At 60.6% G+C, this 19507-nt stretch carries 17 protein-coding genes; 1 reads left to right on the top strand and 16 read right to left on the bottom strand.

Going from position 1 to position 19507, the window contains the following annotated elements; translation table 11 throughout:
- Positions 1–3: 3 nt before the first annotated feature.
- From B5F88_RS02535 to B5F88_RS02525, 3 genes are read right to left on the bottom strand one after another with little or no spacing between them, the layout of a single operon-like run.
- Positions 4–1119 (bottom strand): DNA cytosine methyltransferase, encoded by a 1116-nt coding sequence (locus B5F88_RS02535; protein WP_087341422.1) that lies wholly within the window; start codon positions 1117–1119, stop codon positions 4–6.
- 1 nt (position 1120) lies between these two features.
- A complete protein-coding gene (locus B5F88_RS02530) occupies positions 1121–3448 on the bottom strand; it encodes a DUF87 domain-containing protein (RefSeq protein ID WP_087341421.1) in 2328 nt (775 codons plus the stop codon).
- Entirely contained in the window at positions 3441–3773 is a 333-nt protein-coding gene (locus B5F88_RS02525) for a PrgI family protein (protein WP_275532902.1), read from the bottom strand. Before B5F88_RS02525 ends, B5F88_RS02530 begins: the two co-directional genes overlap by 8 nt.
- A 126-nt stretch (positions 3774–3899) precedes the next feature.
- Between B5F88_RS02525 and B5F88_RS02520 the strand changes: the two genes are divergently transcribed.
- The gene (locus tag B5F88_RS02520; protein WP_087341419.1) at positions 3900–4235 is read left to right on the top strand and encodes a hypothetical protein; all 336 of its coding nucleotides are present in this window, start codon (positions 3900–3902) and stop codon (positions 4233–4235) included.
- 48 nt (positions 4236–4283) lie between these two features.
- Here B5F88_RS02520 and B5F88_RS02515 read toward each other — a convergent pair whose 3' ends face one another.
- The 13 genes from B5F88_RS02515 to B5F88_RS02455 form a co-directional block, all read right to left on the bottom strand.
- Positions 4284–5123: a hypothetical protein gene (locus B5F88_RS02515; RefSeq protein WP_087341418.1), complete on the bottom strand. Its 840-nt coding sequence runs from the start codon at positions 5121–5123 to the stop codon at positions 4284–4286.
- A 66-nt stretch (positions 5124–5189) separates the two neighbouring features.
- Positions 5190–5402: a hypothetical protein gene (locus B5F88_RS02510; protein ID WP_087341417.1), complete on the bottom strand. Its 213-nt coding sequence runs from the start codon at positions 5400–5402 to the stop codon at positions 5190–5192.
- Positions 5399–5740 carry a glutamyl-tRNA amidotransferase gene (locus B5F88_RS02505; RefSeq protein ID WP_087341416.1) on the bottom strand — a complete coding sequence of 114 codons (342 nt, stop codon included), beginning with the start codon at positions 5738–5740 and terminating at the stop codon, positions 5399–5401. The genes B5F88_RS02510 and B5F88_RS02505 overlap by 4 nt, the downstream gene beginning before the upstream one ends.
- Positions 5741–5755: 15 nt before the next feature.
- Complete coding sequence (locus tag B5F88_RS02500) at positions 5756–7504, bottom strand: type IV secretory system conjugative DNA transfer family protein (RefSeq protein ID WP_087341415.1); 1749 nt, start codon at positions 7502–7504, stop codon at positions 5756–5758.
- Positions 7505–7547: 43 nt separating this feature from the next.
- Positions 7548–13319 carry a SpaA isopeptide-forming pilin-related protein gene (locus B5F88_RS02495; RefSeq protein WP_162612099.1) on the bottom strand — a complete coding sequence of 1924 codons (5772 nt, stop codon included), beginning with the start codon at positions 13317–13319 and terminating at the stop codon, positions 7548–7550.
- Between the two features lie 128 nt (positions 13320–13447).
- Positions 13448–14245 (bottom strand): class D sortase, encoded by a 798-nt coding sequence (locus B5F88_RS02490; protein WP_087341414.1) that lies wholly within the window; start codon positions 14243–14245, stop codon positions 13448–13450.
- Positions 14245–15213, bottom strand: a complete 969-nt coding sequence (locus B5F88_RS02485) for a hypothetical protein (RefSeq protein ID WP_140402045.1) — start codon at positions 15211–15213, stop codon at positions 14245–14247. The genes B5F88_RS02490 and B5F88_RS02485 overlap by 1 nt, the downstream gene beginning before the upstream one ends.
- 251 nt (positions 15214–15464) lie before the next feature.
- A complete protein-coding gene (locus B5F88_RS02480) occupies positions 15465–16337 on the bottom strand; it encodes a hypothetical protein (protein ID WP_087341412.1) in 873 nt (290 codons plus the stop codon).
- A gap of 14 nt (positions 16338–16351) precedes the next feature.
- Positions 16352–16942 carry a PcfB family protein gene (locus B5F88_RS02475; protein WP_087341411.1) on the bottom strand — a complete coding sequence of 197 codons (591 nt, stop codon included), beginning with the start codon at positions 16940–16942 and terminating at the stop codon, positions 16352–16354.
- A 3-nt stretch (positions 16943–16945) separates the two neighbouring features.
- The gene (locus B5F88_RS02470) at positions 16946–17413 is read right to left on the bottom strand and encodes a hypothetical protein (RefSeq protein ID WP_140402044.1); all 468 of its coding nucleotides are present in this window, start codon (positions 17411–17413) and stop codon (positions 16946–16948) included.
- Complete coding sequence (locus tag B5F88_RS02465) at positions 17361–18725, bottom strand: relaxase/mobilization nuclease domain-containing protein (protein WP_087341409.1); 1365 nt, start codon at positions 18723–18725, stop codon at positions 17361–17363. The genes B5F88_RS02470 and B5F88_RS02465 overlap by 53 nt, the downstream gene beginning before the upstream one ends.
- On the bottom strand, positions 18726–19034 hold the full coding sequence (mobC, locus tag B5F88_RS02460; protein WP_087341408.1) for a plasmid mobilization relaxosome protein MobC: 309 nt from the start codon (positions 19032–19034) through the stop codon (positions 18726–18728).
- A 6-nt stretch (positions 19035–19040) separates the two neighbouring features.
- Complete coding sequence (locus B5F88_RS02455) at positions 19041–19424, bottom strand: hypothetical protein (protein ID WP_087341407.1); 384 nt, start codon at positions 19422–19424, stop codon at positions 19041–19043.
- Positions 19425–19507 lie beyond the last annotated feature (83 nt).

The raw sequence follows: 19507 nt of genomic DNA, 5'->3' as shown, positions 1-19507 counted from the left end.
GATTTATTTTTCGACATGGTTCAACGCCTCCGCGATCCCGGCCATAATGTAGTCGGCGCAGGGCAGGGCGATGGCGTTGCCCAGGGCCCGGTAACGATGCACGGGGCGGATGGGTTCTCCATCCGCCCCGTACTGTGTCCACCCCTCCGGGAGCCCCATCATCCGCTCACATTCCCGCTCTGTGGGAAAGCGGATGCAGCCGCCCAGGGGATCATCCTCATACCAAAAGGCAAAGGGGGCCACGTCGCTGGCTAAAAGAGTGGGAAAAGGGTCAGTTGGGAATCCAAAGCTGTCCCGGAACTGGACGTGCTCCTGTTTTTTGGCGGCCCCCCGCATACGGAACAACTGAAAGGGTCGGACGATTGGTACACGCCCCCCTGTTTCAAGAAAAGGGCCTCGATCTCCCTGGGCGGCGGGCACCCCGCCCTCTGTGCCAGGCGCAGAAAGTGGGAGCATTGGGCGGGGCTTAAACAGTATTTCTCCAGCACGCCGCCCTCCAAAATCCGCCACGAGGAAGATGCGCTGCCGCCGTGCCAGGCGGGGGCTTGCCCAGTATTGGGCGTCCATGGTCCTCCAGGCCAGATCGGGTCGTCCCCCTCGTACCATTCCGGCGTATCCCCATCGTCCAGAGGCAGGCATTGGAATTTTGGCGTCCGGCCGGAAAGCCTGGAGGACGGCAAGAAAATCCAGCCGGTCATTTGATACCATCGCTCCGGCAACGTTCTCCCAAACAGCGATAATTGGAAACTGATCTCCAGTGGCATCCCTCATTTCTTGGATAATTCGGATCGCCTGATAGAACAGGCTGGACTTGGCCCCTGCCAGACCTGTGCGATCTCCCATCTTGGAGAGGTTCTGGCAGGGTGAGCCAAAGGTGATGATGTGGACGGCGGGGATGGCCCCGCCGTCCAGTTTCGTAATGTCCCCCAGGTGCTCCATGTGTGGGAAGTGGCGCTTGGTGATGGAGATGGGGGCCTTTTCAATCTCGCTGGCCCAGCGGGGGACGATCCCGTGCCGGCTGGCGGCCAGGGGAAATACACCGATACCGTCAAAGAGGCTCCCCAGGGTCAGGGGGCCGGCGATTCGCGTCTCACGGTGAGATTCATTTTTCGACGCCATTTTACTTTTCCCCCGGCGTGGTGGACAGGAGCCGGTAGAGCTCGGTGTCCCTGGGAATGGTGTTGGAGAAAGGCACCAAGGAGCCGCCGATGCGGAGCAGTCCGTGGCCGGGTTCGGCGTTGGTGATGTAGCCCAGCTGGGTGTCAGAGATATGCAGGAGTTTCGCCAGCTCCGCCCGGTCGGTGGCGGCCTGATTGAACAGCAGGAGAAATTCAGAGTTTGCAAGCATGAGGCGGGCCGTCTCGGAGCGCAGGCACTCCTCCACATTTTGAGTGGCGGCAGTCATAATGCCGGCGTATTTGCGGAACCGTTTCCAGGCCCGATAGAGAAATTCCCCGGAGTAGTAGAACTTGAAAAACAAATACGCCTCGTCAATGAATACCCAGGTATACTTGCCCTTTTTACGGTTTTCCATCACCCGGTTTTGGATGGCCTCCAGAGTGACCACTAGGGCGGTGGGTCGGAGCTGTTCCCCCATCTCGTACAGGTCAATGACTGTGAGCCGGTTGTTCATGTCCACATTTCCAGGGTGGGCAAAGACATTCAGACTTCCCTCGGTAATCAGCTCGGCGGCCAAGGCAATCTCCCGCGCCTCCGGGTCCACCTGCTTGAGTACCTCATTCCGCCAGTCGGTGAGCAGGGGTGCGGGAGCTTTCCCGTGGCTGTGGAAGTAGTTGTGGTAGACATTGGCGGTACAGCGGTCGATGATAGATTTGTGGCTGCCCGTCACCCGGCCCGCCCCCATCTGCTGTTCCAGAATGGTGGTGATTAACTCGGACTTGACGGCGATGGGGCTCTCCCCGTCCTCGTAGCCGTCTCCCAGCTCCAGAGGGTTGATGTGGTGGGGGCTGTGGGGGGAAATCTCGATGACAGTACCCAGCAGGGCGAGGGCCAGGTCGCCGTACTCTCGCTCGGCGTCGATGATGATAATGTCATCATCCGTCGCCATAGCCACATTTTCAATGGTGGACTTCATGGCGACGGATTTGCCGGAGCCAGACACGCCCAGATAAAAGGCGTGGGGGGAAATGAGCCGCTTGCGGTCGCAGATCAGCAGGTTCTTGGAAATGGCGTTGACGCCGTAGGACAGGCCGCCGGGGTCCTGAATTTCCTGCACCCGGAAAGGCATGAGGACGGCGGCGCTCTCGGTGGTAAGGGTACGCAGGGCCTTTACCCGGCGCAGGCCGTAGGGCAGTACGGTGTTCAGTCCGTCCTCCTGCTGGTAGCGCAGAACGGAAAACTGGCACAGGTGCTCCCGTCCGATGGACATGAGGGTTTCCGTGTCGGCGTCCAGCTGCTCCATGCTGTCCGCGATGTGGACCAGCGTGACCACGGCGAAGATCATGCGCTGGTCGCGCTCGGTGAGGTCGGCCAAAAATTCTTTGGTCTCTCCCCGGAGCTGTTCCAGCTCGTAGGGCACGGAGGCGGTGAAGTTGTTCTTGTCGTTCTGCCTCTGCTGCCAGCGGGTGATGTCCGTCTCGATGCCCAAAATCTGATTCTGCACGTCCCGCACGGCCTCGTCGGTGGGGATGGGCAGAATGTCGATGGACAGCATGAGGCTCCGGGAGAAGTCAGACAGGTCGGAGATCATGCTGTCCTTGATGTAGCTGGCGTAGTCTTTCAGGAATAGGACGCGGCCCACCTTGTCCCCCATCTCGAAGTGGCCGGATTTGAACGAAATCCCATCCGGGCAGATCAGGTCCCGGAAGTCCATGCCCCGCCGGATACAGGCGCTCTGGTCGAAGGTGAAGTACGCCTCCTCGCCAGGGCGGAAAAAGTCGTGGAGGATGCGGAGCCGGTCATGGTTGGAGAGGGCCCGCGCCCCGGAGTCCAGGCGTCCAAAGCTCTTGGACAGATTGCCGTCCACCCGGCGGAAGTAGGAGCGCGTCTCCTCGATTTTTCGCTGGGCAATGGAGAGGGTGATGTACTTCTCCTGGACCAGATTGTTGCTCTCCGCCGCCCGCTGGGTCAAAATCTGGTTGGCCTCCCGGCGGTATTTGTCCAGGCCGTCCCCCTTTTCTTTCATCAGGATATTGCGGCGGAAGTCCACCGGGTCCAGGCGGCGGTTGATGATGGTGATTTTCGCGGCGGCGTCGGTAGGCAGGGAGTTGAGGACGCCGCCGTAGGAGAGGAAGATGGCGCGCTGCTCGTCCTCGGAGGCGGCGGCGTAGTTGACGTCGGCAAAGCGCCACGTCCGGCTGTGTTTCCGGCCCACCTGCCAAATGCCGTCCCCATACATCCGGCGGATGGGGATGGACTGCTGGACGCTCCGGGGGATGAAAAAGCTGTCGCGCTCGCTCTTGTTGGCGGCCAGGAGGGATTTAATCAAAGTCCTGGCCCCCTTTCCGCCGCAGGAGGTTGTAGTAGAAGTTTTCGGAGGCAAAGGGCCTGCCCCCGGCAAAGAGAATTTCCGATTTGACCACGGCCCATAAGAACTGCTCCAGGGTCATGCCGTTGTAGTGGAAGAAACCGGCCAGGGCGACCGGGGCGGCGGCCAGGATGCACACCCAGCTTGCCGTCTCCTTGCCGATGGCCGGCCCCAGGCCCAGGTAGATACCGGCGGCCGCTCCCACAGCAATCGCGGCACAAAAGAACTGCCGGGCGGTCAGACCGAAGAAGATGGTCTCCTTGTGCTTGCGGACTTCCTTGGGAATTTTGATCTCGATAAAAAATCACCTCATATTCTTGCAAAAATTTGACAAGGATTTTGAAACGCGGGATAATATTGATAGGAAAAGTTGCGAAAATTCAAGAAAACACTTGACAAGGAGGGCTTTTGTATGTTGGAGCTGTTGATCCTGTTCGCGCAATTCTGGGGCGCCCTGTTCGTGGTGGGCCTGGCCGGGACCCTCCTGGCGAAGATCCACCTGCTCCCGGCGGTGCTGTATGTGATGATCGTTAAGACGGTTGCGCCTGCGTGGGTGGAGGCGGAGCACACCAAATACCTGCTCATTCTGGCGGCGCTGATTTTGTACGCCGTCCTGCGGTGGGCGCTGAAGATCATCCGCTGGCGTCAGGAGGAGCGGGCGGCGCGGGGCTATCTGCTGGCTACCGCCCGGCCCATGTACGAGATCACGGAGGATGGGCAGTATATCCCCATCCACTATGATGACTGAGCCGAAAACATAGAGGGGGCGGGCCTACGGGCCCGTCCCCTCCTGTATTTATAAGCCGAACATCTCCTTGATAATGCGGTCAGAACCGCGCACCAGGCCGGTGAGGATCAGCATGTTGAATACCATCTGGCCGACATACTGCCAGACCATGGTGGCGGCGCCCAGGGTGGCGTCCGCCGCTGGGGTGCTGCTGGAGAGGAACGCAGAGTAGATGATGCAGGCCAGCACCACCACCGCCCCCTCCATGCACACGCCGATATAGGATTTGATGAACTGCTTGCCGCTGGCGGACGTACCCTCCCCGGCAAATGATGCCAAGGGCAGGGGCGCCAGGGCGGTGAACAGGTATAGGCGGAAAAACCTCCCGTAGACCGTCAAAAGCAGAACGAAGGACAAAACTGTGATGACCAGGGAGCCCAGGAAGGACACCAGCCACAGGGGGATGCTCTCCAGCAGGCCCAGACTCTCGATGGCGGTCACGATCTCCGTGGGCAGGGTGGCCGCCGTGGAGATGGAGGAGCCCATGCCGCCCATGACGGTATTGATGATCCCGCCGCAGATATTGAAAATGGCGGTCATCAGTTCCATGCAGCTCCCCACGGCCACCTTTGCGATGATAAAACGGATAAAATGGCGCAGGGCGAATTCCGGGCGTTGGAAGTCCCGGAAACTGGCGGCGCTCTGAAAGATGCCGATGGCAAAGAACAGGACCAGCAGGCCGTAGCCGATCCCCACCAGGGCGTTGTTGACGCCGGTAATGACGCGCCATATATCCCCGCCCTTAAACGTCTCCGGGGTCTGGGTGAGCAGGGTCCATATTTCGGCCAGCTTGCTGTTCCAGCCGGACAGGGCGTTTTCCAGCAGCCCCACGATCCAGTTGTCACTGATAGTACATCACCTCCAGGCGAGGGGGATTTGCGTCTCATGGTGAGACACAAATCCCCCTCTTTTTCGTTATCGTCTGTGTCGGCGGGGCCGGGGTGGGGGCTGGTTCACAATGTTGTCGTCCCAGGGCCGTTCCGTCCGTGCCCTTCGCATGGCCTCGGTCTTGCTGTACCCGATGTAGAGCCGGTTGAACAGGGCCCCGTTTGGGGTCTCAAAGCACACGCTCCACCCGTTGGGCGTCAGGTCGCACCAGAGGATGCGGTTGTATTTCCGCTCCGTCATACCACACCGATGGCGGTCAGGATCTCCTTGGCAAATGCGATCATTAGGCCGCCAAACAGACAGAGAAAGCCCTGGGTGCGCTGGCTGGCGTCGTGGGACTGGATGGACATACCCACCTGCACCACGCCCCAGCCCAGGATGATAATGCCCAGGGCCCGGATGATGGAGAAGATAAAATCCGACAGATTGTTTACGATGGTCAGCGGATCGCTCCCACCGCCGCTGCCGCTGGGGGCGGCCAGGGCCGGGACGGTGAGCACGGAGAGGGCAATCACCAGCGCCGCCCAAAAGCGCATGGCGCTCCGCCCCCGTTTCTGGTCAGATACGGGTCTTTTCATGTTCCAAATTCCTCCTTATAATTCGTCAATGATCTCTACCTCGTCTAAAGAGGTAAAGATGAAATCCAGGTCGCCGGTGCTGTAAAGGCACCGGCTGGCGTGGATATAGGGGGCGGCCCCGCCGTCCCCGGTCAGCTTGATATTGGGGTGGCGCATGAGGTCGTATTTCTCGTCGATGACCGGGGCCTCGCCCCGCACCAGGACAAGGGCATAGCGGTTGTCCAGCATCCGCACCTCGTCCGGGGTCATCAGCTCCCGGCCCGCCTGCTGGAAGTTTTGGGAGTAGGAGCCGTTGCGCCCCTTACTCTGGCTGGAGGTCCGCGTCTCGATGGTCTCCTTGCCCAGTAGCTCGGACACATACTTGTGGGTGGATTGCTCGTTGCCTCCCAAATAGATAAAGGCGTCCGCATTGCCGATGATCCCCTCCCAGGAGTCCTTAAAAAGTTCCTTGAGCTGGGAGATATTTTGCAGGATGATGGTCGCCATCACATTCCGGGAGCGCATGGTGGCCTGGAGCCGGGCATATCCATCTGGCAGGGCAACATTGGCAAACTCGTCGAACATGAGCCGGACAGGGACGGGCAGGCTCCCGCCATGCACCTTGTCCGCCTGGTAGTAGAGCTCCTGGAAGGCTTGGGTGTAGAGCATCCCCACCAGGAAATTGAGGGACACGTCGTTGCTGTCCGGGATGATGCAGAAGATGGCCTGTTTCCGCTCCCCCAGCTTCTCCAGCTCCATGTTGTCGGTGGCGGTGATCCGCTGGACCTCCGGCAAAGTGAATGGGGCCAGACGGACAGAGGCAGTAATTAAAATGCTCATGGCCGTCTCGCTGGGGGCCTGCTTGAATACCCGGTACTGCCGCAGGGCGATGTGGTTGGGGTTCTCCTCGGCCAGCCCCTCAAACAGCAGGTCCAGGGGTGATTGGTAGTCCCCGTCCCCCTCCTTGGCTGCGCCGTACTCCAGCATGGTCAGCATCATCTCCATGGTCTGTTCCTCCGGGGGCGCCTCATGGAGCAGGTACAGCATGAGGGCGCAGTCCAGGGCCGTCTCGCTTTTCTCCCAGAACGGGTCATTGGAGTGGGCGTTCTTTGGCGTGGTGTTGCGGATAAAGTTGCTGATGAGTTTCAGCACGTCGGCGTCGCTGCGGATATAGCGGAATGGGTTGTAGCAGTCGGAGCGTTCCAGATCCACCAGGTCAAAAACTTTGACCACATATCCCTTGCGGAGTAGCAGGGGGATGGTGTTCCGGGCCAGTTCTCCTTTTGGATCGGTGCAGATATAGGAGGCGTTGGCGAGGTAGACGTTGGGCTTGACCACATACCGGGTCTTGCCGGAGCCGCTGCCGCCCACCACAATCTGCAAAAGATTCCTCTGGTGTTTCCGGCTGTTCAGGCTCATGCGGATATGCTGGGTGAGGATGACATTGTTCTCCGGGTTTTTATCCTGGTATTTGCGGCAAAGCTGTTTGGCGTCGCCCCAGTGGGCGGAGCCGTGTTCCTCTCCCGGCCGCCGGTTCTGACGGGTGGATTGGAACAGTACCACGGAAAAGGCGTAGAGCACCAGGGCCCCCAGCAGAAATTTGGGGGTGTGGGGCGTCCATTGGATAGCAAAGGGGCGTTCCAGCAAGTTGCTGAAACGCCCCATGAGGTCAAACACCGTCATGCCGTCCTCATAGCCGGAGGCCAGGAGCGCCGCCAGATAGAGGACGGGGACGACCAGCAGCGCCCAGGGGAGGGCGCCGCTGGTGTGAGGTTGTGGTTTCATCGGCCGGTCTCACCTGCTGTCGAAATGTGTCTCACGGTGAGATTTAATAGCCAGTTCGGGGCAGGGGCTCCGGCTTGGCATACACGGAAGTCACCCAGCGGGACACCCCCATGATCCACTGGCCGTTGTAGAGCCCACCCACATCGGCCACGTTCACAAAACTGGAATTATTGGCAAGGCCCTGGGCGACAGTTCCGTGGACATAGGGCGTCTCCACTTGGGCAAAGCCGGCTTTCACCGCGCCGAACACCACCATGAACTCCGTCACTTTTTCGTTGGCGGCGAGGCCCAGGGCGGTGGGAGAGGCGTCCAGCACATAGTTCTGTGTGGTGGAGAGGTTGTCGGCCAGGGTCCGATAGGTGTCGCCGGAAAGGTTGGTCTTGTAGACGATCTTGTAGGAGAGCTGCTGGTTATAGGTGCCGGTGACGATCCGGGTCAAAGTCACCTGCGCGGGTAGCGCGTCTCTCCAGTAGAACGAGGTGAGAGGGACGGTGGAGGTGTTGCCGATGCCGGTGAGGGTGTACTGGATGGGCTGGCCGGAGACGACCTGGGCGGGGCCGGTCTTTTTGATGTTGACGCCGGTGGCAACGCTGTCGTTCTCCACCTCAAAGGTGACGATCTGCCCCTCATATTCCAGGTAGGCGTTCATCACTGCGGGATTGACGGCGTAATAGTCCGGCGCTGTGACCTCCCGGACGGTATAGCGGCCCAGGGGGAGCAGCTTGGACACGGCCCGGCCCCGGCTGTCGGAGCGGATAGTATCTACCACATTCCCAGCCTTGTCGTAGATTTCAAACACGGCCCCCTCCAGGAGCGTGCCCGCGGGCAGGCCGTTGATGGGGTTATCGTTGGCGGACTTTTTGATGATTTGGATTTGGCCCAGGATGGGGGTGTTCTGCCATTCGATCTCCGTAGTCTCCCCAGACTTCACATAGACGGTCTTTTTCTCCGTGTCCAGGACATACCCCTCGTTCTCCAGCTCCCGCAGGTAGTAGCGGCCGGCCGGCAAGTCCTCGATCCAGACATACCCCTCGTTGTCCGAAGTGTACTGCCCGATGGGGGTGTTGGTATCATCGTACAGCAGGAACGTCACGCCGTAGATGCCCTCGCCGGTAGTGCTGGAGGTCTTGTGGATCAGGATGCCGCTGACCGCCTCATTTTCCACCTGGAGGGTGGTGGTTTTCCCGTCCTCCACCGTGAAATACGCGGGGGTGTCATCCAGCTTGAAGCCCTCCGCGCTCTCGATCTCCACGGCGTAGTAGGCCCCGTCCTCCAGAGGCAGGAACACCCTGCCGTTTCGGTCTGTGGTCACGGTGTCCACCAGAGCGCCGTCTATCTCCCGGATTTCAAAGGTCACATTGGGGATGCGCTGGGTCTTGTCGGCGGAATTGACCTTGACCAGCTCCACGCCGCCGATGGGGTCGTTATACACCGTAATGGTCTGGGTGTCGTTGGGGTTGATGACCACCGTTTGGGTGCGGGTCTCCTCATGGATGGTGTAGCCCTCGATGGTCTTGGTCTCCGTGATGATAAATGTCCCCACCAAACCGTCCAGGATGATCTGGCCGTTTTCGTCGGTGCGGTAGAGGCCCATGCTGGAGGTCATGCCGCCGTTATCGTCCACCACCGTACCGTCCGCCTCGGTGATGGTAAACTCCACCCCCTCCAGGGGCTCGTGGGTGACGGAATCCAGCTTGTTGATGACAAGGCCGCCCTTGGGCTGGTTGAACACCTCCAGGGTGTAGGTCTGGTGGTCTTTCACGGTGATGGTCTTGGGAGTATCGTCCAGCAGGTAGCCGCTCTTGGCCTGCACCTCCTGGACGATATATGTCCCCGGCTCCAGGTCAGGGATGGAGATATAGCCGTTGCTGTCGGTACGGTACTCCCCGTTGGAGGTCCCTACCACCGCACCGTCCGCGGTTGTCACCTTGAAGGTCACATCGGACAGGGGCTCCTTGGTCACGCTGTCCATCTTCTTAATGAGCAGGCCGCCCTTGGGGGTATTGGTGATGACCACCGTTTGGGTGTCTCCGCCCTCCCCGATGACTACATTGGTGGAGGGGTTGTCGATGGTGTACCCCTCCGGGGCCTGGAGCTCCGTCAGGACATAGGCGCCGGGGGTCAGGTTGGAAATGCGGATTTCGCCGTTGGCGTCCGTCTTGAAAATCCCGGCTTGGGTCAGAGTGCTGTCACCGATTACCCCGTCCAGGCCCACTTCACACCCGGATGCTGTGGTGACGCGGAACTGGGCCCCGGCCAGAGGCTGGCCGGTCACGCGGTCCCGTTTCTGGATAATCAGGGCCCCGCGGGGTTCATTTTTGAAGGTAAGGGAGACGGTGCGGCCCGCCTGGATTTGGATGGTTTGGGATTGGGTGTCGATCTCGTAGCCGTCCGGGGCCCGTGTCTCCGTGACAATGACGCTTTTGCCCGGCTCCAGACCGTTGATGCGGATTTCGCCATTTTCGTCGGTGACAAAGATTCCGTTGCTGTCCCCGATCACACTGCCGTCCGCATAGGTGATTTTGAACTCGGCGTCAGGCAGGGTCACGCTGGGGTTGACGGAGCACACTTTTCGGATCAGCAGATTGCCGTCCGGGAGGTTTTCAAAGTGGACGGTGATGACGCTCTGCTCCCCGTTGTCCGCCAGGTAGACGGTCTCGGAGCTCTGGAGGATGCTGTATCCATCCCCTGGGTCAATTTCCTCCACGATGTATGCCCCCGGCTCCAGGCCCGTCCAAAGGGCCATGCCGTTGGCGCCGGTGGTTTTCTGCCCGATGACGGTGCCGCCGGTGCCGGAGGCTCCGCCCAGGTAGCGGAGCTGGAAGGTGGCCCCGCCCAGGGCCTCACCGGAGACACTGTCCGTTTTGTGCACCACGATGGCGTTGAGGGGGACATTTTCAAACGTCAAAGATTTGCTCTCCCCGCCCGTGATGTAGACCTCCTGGGTGGCGGGCTCCTTGATGGTGAAACCGTGGGCGGGTTCCAGCTCCGTCACCTTGTACCAGCCGTCCCGCAGGCCCTCCAGCACGATCTCGCCGCGCTCGTCGGTGAAGTGGGTCCCCAGGTCGTTCAGCTCCCCGGTGGTGGTGCTGTTGGAGCCGTACCACACCTGGAACTTGGCCCCCTCAATGGGATTGCCGGTGATGCTGTCCACCTTGTGGATGGTGAGGGTGGGTTTCTTATGATTTTCAAAGAAAATATCGGAGTCCCGGTTGGGGTATAGGGTGATAAGCTGGCTGGGGGCGTCCAGCAGGTAGGGCTCCGGCACGCTCTTTTCCGTCACCTCGTAGACGATAGGCAGCAGGTTTTCCAGGGTGGCCGTGCCGTCCGGCCCGGTTGTCACCTCGTTGATGGTGCTGCCGTCCGCCGCTTTAACGGTGAACACAGCTCCCGCCACGGGCGCGCCGGTATCGGCGTCGCTTTTGTGGATGGTGAGGCTGGGCCGTTTCTGGTTCTCCAGGATGATAGTGGAGGTTTTGCCTGGGAACAGCTCTACATGATGTTCCACCGGGTCAATGAGGTGGTTCGCCACGGTGGAGGTCTCTTTGATCGAATATACGCCCGGCTCCAGGTCGGAGATCAGGATTTCCCCCTGTTCATTGGTGGTACGGTCCAGGTAGTGGGTGCCGTCCTCAATCTTTGCGATGCGGAAGGTCACGCCGGCCAGGGGAGAGCCGTCCGCACTCAGCTTGACCAGATGGAGGGAGGGTTTGATGGTGTTGGTAAAGACAAACTCCGCCGTCTGGTTGGCCTCCAGCTGAATGATGCGCTGGGCTTGGTCGATGATATAGCCAGGGCACTCCAGCTCTGTCACTACATAGGCCCCCGGCTCCAGCTCGGACAGGTCAATTTCACCGTTTTGGTCGGTGGTGAACTCCGCCGGGCCAAAGCTGCCGTCCACGGCCTCAATACTGAACTTGGCATTGGGGATCACCTTGGACGGATTGGCGCTGTCCACCTTGACCAGATAAATGCCGGGCTTGCGGTCATTAAAGAAGTAAAGGGGCTTGACGCCATCCCCGGCGGAGAGCTCGATCTCCTGGGGCGTGGAATCCACCAGGTGGCCGCTGTCCCCGGCGTCTACCTCCTGGACCAGATAGGTGCCCGGCGCACAGTTGGTCAGGGTGATCTCGCCCAGGGCGTCCGTCTCATAGTCCCCCAGCAGCTCCCCGTCCCGCCAGATACGGAAGGTGACGCCGGACATGGTTTCATGGCTCTCCCGGTCATACTTAATGATTTTCAAGCCGGGCAGGGCCTCATTCTTGATGGTGTACTCCACACAGTCCCCGGTGACGACGGTGGTGGTATAGGTCTGGGGGTCGCTCTCCCAGCCCTCCGGGGCGGTGAGCTCCACGATTTCGTATGCCCCCGGCTTCAGCTCCGTAAAAGTATAGGAGCCGCCGGTGTCGGTGGTGCCGGTGTAGGTGGCGCCGCTCTCAATATGTTTGATTTGGATGCGGGCCCCGTACAGTTCATCGCCGGTGTCCGCGTCCACCTTGACCACCCGCAGGTCGCCGTAGGGCTCGTTCCAGAATGTGACCTCGGCTGTCTCGCCGTAGCGGACGGTCACTTGCTGGGTGTCCTCCTCCGGGAGCAGGTGATACCGGCTGGGGATTTCCTCGGTCACGGTATAGAGGCCGCTGAGGGTCAGGGGGATCAGGATTTCCCCCTCGGCGTTGGTGGAGAAAGAGCCGATGGGCTCACCGTCCGGGCCGGTCACGGAGAAGATGGCGCCCTCCAGGGGAATTTCCGTCCCCGCCTCCAGCTTAATGATTTTTAGGCCGGTATCGGGGGGCTCGTCCTCCGGGCTGTCGGCGTAATTGCTGATGGCGGCCACGTCCAGCTGCACATTGTTGTCCAGGTCGCAGATATAATTTTGCAGATTGCCGTATTGGTCTTTCTCCTGGCAGACGGCGTACATGGCGGCATATTGGGCCACAGGCGCGGAGAGGGAGAGCTGTACGCTCCCGGTCTGGCCCGCCACACTCTCCAGGGGATAGAGGATTTTGAACTGGCCGGAGTAGCCGTCGCCGGTGGGCTCGGTAGTGACGGCGGTGATCTCGTTGTTGTCCATGTCCACGATTTTCGTGCCCTCCGGCACTTGGGAGGGGTCGGAAAAGGCCACGGACACGTCGTAGTCATATACCCAGGTCTCGCTCCAAACGGTAAAGACCTGCTGTTTGTACTCCTGGCCGTCGATGGTCACGGGGTAGGCGGTGGACTTGTCCGCCGTAACGGTCATGCGGGGGTTCAGCATGTAGTTGTAGGTGGTGCCCCGCTGGTAGATGTCCTTGGCGGCGGCCAGGATGCGGTTGCCAATGTCCAGCTCGCTCCCGGTCAGGCCGGGGGCGACCTTGAGGTTATTGATGGACCAGTTGGGGAGCAGATAGCACCAGAGGGCCATCTTAGTGGCATAGTAGGCTTGATACTTGTTATCCAGGCCCAGTTCCCCCAGGCTGCGGTGGGGGTAGCCATTGGAAATGATGCCCACCACCTTGGGATCGCTGGACTTTTCCTCGGCCAGATATTTGATGCTCTCACCGGGGCCCACGGTCTGAGGCACGCCGTACTGATTTGGATTCACACAGTACGCCGGCGCCTCCTTGGTAGTCCCGTCGTTGGCCTCGTAAAGAAAATAGGTATAAATCTGCTTGCGAACCGTGCCGTTGATAGAGAGATACCCCAGCTCGTAGTCGCCGTTATAGATATTGACCTCACCCAGCGCGGCCTCTACGCTGTCGGCGGCAAAGGCTCCGGTGGGCAGCAGGCCCAGGGCGATGACAAAAGCCAGGAACAGGGATAGCAGTTTTTTCATGGCGCCTCCTTAAAAATAGGTAGAAAGAGGCGCTGTATTCTGTTTTACATCACCTCCATCTGCCAAAGATCAATTAGAATAGACTGTTACAAAAATTCAGAGCGAAAAAATAAATCCCACCGTGAGATTTATTTGATTTCCACCGCCTGCACCTGCCAGCGGTATTCCCGCTGGTTCATCACGCAGGTGTAAAGTGTTATACGGTTGTCTGTGGTGGCGGCGGTGCCGCTGTCGTCGGTCTCCAGCACCTTCTGGACGCTGACCACCTCATAGGTACGGGTGCCCAGCTTGGTAGTCCAGGTGACGGTATCCCCCAGCTCCAGGGTGTGGAGGTCTCCAAAATCATCCCGGACACCTCGATTGTGCCCCGCGACGCAGACATTTCCGGCCCAGATGCTGGTATCCGGGAAGTGCCCCGCGCCCTTGGCAAGCGTGGCGCTGTCTGTGCCCTGGTAAACCTTGACGGACAGGCCGATAGCAGGGATTTTCAGGGTTCCCAGGCAGCCGCCGGAATAATAGAGGTCATCCGTAACTTCCGTGTATTGGGTAACGGCAAAGGACGAGCCGCCGGAGCTGGACGCGCTGCCAGACAGGGCAGGCGGCATGACCACGGCCCCCGTGCCGTTGCCCGACACCGTGACCTGGGCCGCCCAGTCCTTGTCCACCAGATTGGGGGTCAGCAGCGTCCCGCTGTTCAGGGTGTAGGATGTGGGGCTCCCAAATGCTGGCGGGATCACCGCCGCCGTCTTGCTCCGGTCGATGTTCACCGGCTCGTCCCTGGTGATGTATTGGGTATCGTCCGAAGTGGGCGTGCCGAACAATCCGGCCTCCGGCGCGTCCATGGTGTAGTCTAGGGCGGAGGCGGGCGTGGCAAGCGCCGCCAGCAGGCAGCAGGCGGCGCACAGAGAATAGATGGTTTTCTTCATTACTTTACATACCCCCGTTTCTTATCCCGCAGATACTTGACCAGCTTCCAGCCGCCGAAACCGGCCCCGCCCAGGGCGATAAGCCCCAGGGGGATCAGGGCAAGGCGCGGGTCGATGCTCCCGCCGTTTTCCGCCGCTGTCTCCGCCGCTCCGTCTCCGTTTTGCGTCTCACCGTGGGACGCGAATATGGCGGTATAGGTCACGGTGTCGCAGCTGGTCTTGGTGACATCCCCCTTGTAGTCCGCCGTGACCGTGTAGCCGGTGGCATATTTGCTGGTGGCGGTGCCGGTGTAGGTGGCCGTGGCGGTGTAGCGGATCGCCAGGTCGTAGCCGTCCTGGTAGTCGGTGGCCGCCTCCTGCCAGTCCACGTCCGCCAGGGTCAGGGTGCGCCCGCCCTCCTCCGTGGTCTTGGGAATGAGGGAGACGTCCGCGCTGGACAGGTTGGGATAGGTACGGGTGGCGGAGACGGTGCGGGAGGACGTGCCGTAGCCGGACGCCTCCACCTGGATACTGGGATAGTCCGGGGTAAGCACGCCGGTGTAGCCGTCCTCCGTGGTGATCTCCAGCTCCGGCTCCAGGAGCTGGAGGATCTCGGCCATGTCGTTGGTGTCCGTCTCCAGAGTGATGACCTCAATGTGCTCCTTGGTATCGATCTCCGTCTGGTCCTCCTTGATAATGTCCAGCAGGGTGTAAATGCGGCCGGACCGCTCGAAATCTTCTGTTGGTATGAGTGCCGGGTCGTCTGTGGGGGACAGTTCATAAGTTTTGCTGATACGTGGCTCGTCCAGGTCTCCCGCTGTGTACTCCAAAACCTCCGTGGGGTAGAGTGCGGGAGGCTCTGCCTGGGCGGGGGCCGTTTCCGTGTTTTCCGCCGCCCCGTCCCCAGCGGCCAGAGCGGAGCAGGGGCAGAGGGAGAGAGCCAGCAGCAGGGCGGCCATGGCGGGGAATATTCGGCGTCTGTACTTCATACTCCAAAAAACCTCCGATAAAAATGAAACTCACCGGGAGAGGAAAAACCTCCCACGATGGCAAAAGCCGGCTCCTGCCGGCTTTTGGGGTGTGCTCCCCCTTGGTGACTGAGAACGCCGCCGGGCTCCGCCTGTCAAGGTCCGGCCAGTCCGCAGACTGGCCGGCTCGCGCAAAATTGCGCCAGCAATTTTGCGGCCTTGACGGGCGGGGGCAGGTGGCGTATCTTCCCCCCAGGGGGGCACGCCCCCGGTTATCTGATTCCCTGACGGCGGCGGCCCCGTTCCTGCTGGCGGGGCTGGATGCTCCGTTCAATGCCGTCCCCCATATTCCGGGCCGCTTTCCGCAGGGCCTCCAGTGCCTCGCCCCGGTCGGTGGGCTCGTAGCCCTCATAGAGCCGGGCGGCTTCTCCAGTCTGGGGGGCCTTGCAGTCCACTCCGAACCGGCGGCACAGCATGTAGCCGATGCTTTCCGCGTCCAGCTGGTAGTCCCGGCGGTCAAAGTCCATGTTCCGTCCCTTGTCGTGGCCCCTGGCGTAACCGATCTCGGTAGCCAGGGCAGAGAACACTTCCGCCTCCCCATAGCTGGGGTCGATGGTGATACAAAGATTCCGCTCATCATAGCGGGCGGGGGCGCCCAACTCCTGCCCCTCGGTGATGGGTACAGGGGAATAGTTCATCAGGGCGCCTAGAGCCGATTCCATGCGGGCGGTGTTCTCCGCCAGGGGTACGGGCTCCTTCATCGGTTTGCCGGTGGTCTGGCTGACGTCGTAGTAGTCCCCCATGAGGTAGCCCCTGCGCTGGCTGTTCCGGGCGGGGACAAATACCTTGGCCCCGTCCTTCATGGATTCCTCCCGAACATAGCGCCCCTGCTCGTGCCAAAAGCTGATAGTGCCGATCTTGGTGGCCCCGTCCATCTGGAACATGGTTAGGGCCACATTCCCGGCGCTGCATGAGATGTTGTCCGCCTGCAAGTCCAGAAACTTCTGGTACAGCTCCGGCCGGGTGGTGATTTCCTCCAGAGCCGCGTCCCGCAGGTCGGACAGGTTGCCGCGCTCGGCCCGCAGAGATTCCACGCGGGCTTGGTCGCTGACAGATTTGCTCTTAATTAGATCGCTGATACTCAAATCAATTCCTCCTTTTACCGTGCTTTTTCCTTGATTTTCTCCGGCCCGGAGCGTGTCTGCTCCGACACGGATTTCAGATATTCCAGGCGCTTGCGGACAGAGGGCTTTTGTTCAGCAGTCTCCGTCTCCGAGGGAGTCGAGCCAGTCCCGCGCTCTTTCGAGGACTTCTCTTGTGGAACGCGGGTGTTCACTTTTTTTGGTGTTTCTTCCTCCTGGGCCTGGGTCTGCTGGGGAATGGGATAGCCCATGGCCTCCATGACGGCGTTGAGCTGGGCGGCGTAGTTCTGGGTGGACACCACATTGACATACCCGCTTTTATTTCCCTTTTTCTGGGCGAAAAAGAACAGCACGCCGAACTCCTTTGCTAGTTTTTGGAATTGCCCCATATCCTCCTTTTTGATGCGGATGACCTCCGCCGGGGCGGGGTCACGAGCCAGGCGTTTGGAGTTGGTCTTGCCCACCACCTTATAATTGTCCTTGGCAATGGCAAGGAGGAGGGCGGCCACATTCTTGACGCCGCTCCCCAGCAGCTTGGCGGCGCTCTCCGTTGCCTGAAGGCTCTCCTTGACCACCAGATCAGCGGTCTCCGCACTGACATCCATCATTCATCACCTGCTTTCACGCAAAATTTTGATAAAATCCAATGTACTGCCAATTTGAACATGGGTGCGGTAGTGCCTGACCACCCGGCGCACATAGGGAACGGCCTCCCGCCGGGTGCGGGCGGCAAACCGCTCCGCGTCCTGGGCGGAGGCGGCGTAGTCCAGCACGGTAACGCTCCCAAAGGGATGCCCGTGGACGGCGCGGGAGACATGGAGATACAGCGCGTCCACATGGGGGCCGGGAAAGCCCAGGTAGGCCGTCCAGCAGAGGTTAGCGTAGCTCTCCGCCAGATAGACGTCCTCCACAGGGAACAGATAGCTCTTTTCTCGGCGGGACAGGAATAAATAGTCCTTGTCCTCCTGCCGCTCCAGTTTCCGAATATCCAGCGCAAGGCTGTCCGGGTCAAGCTGGGGGCGGTAGTCAGCGAACAGGGCCAAAATGCCGGTCAGGTCGGCTTTCACGATTTGCAGCAAGGTTCTTTTCCCGATCCTCCTTTTCCCGGCGGGCCTGGGCGTGGCAGGTTTCCGCCTGGGCCCGGATGCGGGGAATATCCGCCGCGATCTGGCCGCAGGTTTTCAGCTGGCCCCGGAGCCGCCGTAATTCCTGATTGATACTCTCGATCTCGCTTGTCACATCTTCCCCCGCCCGCTTTTGCTGATAGAGCTCCTTCCTCTGCTCGGTCAGGGCGTCGATTTCGGCCTGAAACGCCGATTCCAGCATGGCGAGCTGCTGCTCTGTGTCGATGCGGTAGGTCTGCAATAGTTTCATCTGCCGCTGGTAGCGGTGGAGCTTGGTCACTTCCGCCCGGATGGGAAAGGGGTATTGCCGTTTCCCCCTGGGGCGGCGGACACCTAGAAGATATAGGTAGGACACATAGAGGGCCCGGAAACCGTGTAATTTTTGTGGGCGGCGCTCCGGGAGACGTCCGCCCTGAACGGTGTATCGCCGTTGTCTCCTGGGTATGGGCCTTTGCACCGGCTGGGGCTGTTCCTGGGCCTCGCCCCGGCGGATGGCGGTCAGCCGGGCCCGGACGTCCGCCTCGGTATAGCCGTCCCCCAGGCTGTCCAGGCGGAAAAACCGCTGGGCCCCCGGTGGGCGGACGGCGGTGTGTTTCACGTCGGCCCCATACTTCACCGCATATCCCTGCCGCCGAAGGGCGGCCAGGAAGGTGTCAAAGGTAAAGCCCTCTTGGATAGCGGCGTCTATGTCTTGGCGGATCAGGCCGGTGACGGTGGCCCCGCCCCGGCTCTCCGCGTCCCATTGAGCATAGTGCTTGCCCTGGCCCTGGGGGTGGATGATGGACAGGCCATAGTCCCGGCTCACGGCGTTGGAGGTGCCCCGCACCTGGCCGAAGTAGCTCTCAAAGTCGCTCCGGTACTTCTTCCCGTCCATAAAGGAGACGGAGTTGAATACGATGTGACAGTGATAGTGCTCCCGGTCCAGGTGGGTGGACACCACGGCCTCATAGCGGTCCCCCAGCAGTCGGCGGGCAAACTCTACCCCGGCGGCGTGGGCCTGTTCCGGCGTCACCTCGCCGGGGGCGTAGGAGTGGATGATGTGGTAGCCCAGGATGCCGCCTTTTTTGTCCCAGCGGCGCTTGGTGGCCTGCATTTCCTGAAATGCGGTGCGGGCCTGGCAGTTGACGCCGGTGACGAGCTGGCGGGATTTTTCCGGGTTTTCTGCATAGGTAAGGGCATAGGACAGACTGCTCTTTTCCTCATTGAGCACATAGTCCAGACAGTGATCCAGGCGGGCGCGCAGGGGGATGATCTTGTCGTAGGCCATTTAGAACTGCTCCTTGACCAGACGGGCCGCCTCATAGACCAGGGCTGCCGCCCGCCGCAGCTCCGGCTCGGCGGCGCTCTTTTGGGCGTTGGCCCAGTACGCGATTTGATTGGCGTTGTTGCCGATGGCGTGGAGCTCCCGCACCAGGGCGGCCACCTCGTCGGGCGGCCGGGGGCGGAGCTGGATGCCGGCCACCAGATTGCGGATAAAGGGGTCGATTCCCAGGCCGGCTTTCTTCGCCTGGGCTTTCAGGTGTTGGTATTCCTGCTCGTTCATCCACACGCTGACATGGCGGTTTCGTCTCCGCATGGCGAACTACCGGCCCGGCCCAGAACGGGCGGGTTTCCTGGGTGGCCTGGACCGTGCCCGTTCCCGCGCCTGCCAGTAGGCGGGATTGTACTGCTGGATATTGCGGTCAATATCCCGTTCAAATGCGTCCGGGTCTTTGACATGGCTGGGCGGGCTCCACAGTTTCTTGTCCATCAGTTCCCGGAGGACAACGGGTTCCTGGCAGTCCTCCTCGAACCATAGATAGCCGCCCTCCCGGAAACCGCATTTTCTGGCCGCCGGGGATAGGAGCATCGCCGCCTCCCGCGTGACCTGAATACCGCCATGTCTGGCTGTGGTGACAAGTTCCATGCCGGGGATCAGGGTCTCACTATACTGGATTTGCCCCCAGGGGGAAAAATCTTCCTGCATTTCATTCCTCCAGTTCAAGCAGATTTTGTGTCTCACGGTGGGATTTATTTCGGGATGAGGCGGCCGGGTGGCCGCCGCTGTTT

Origin of the sequence: Flavonifractor sp. An306, assembly GCF_002159455.1 — a bacterium.
Lineage (GTDB): Bacteria > Bacillota > Clostridia > Oscillospirales > Oscillospiraceae > Flavonifractor.
This window is presented reverse-complemented; position numbering and strand designations above follow the sequence as displayed.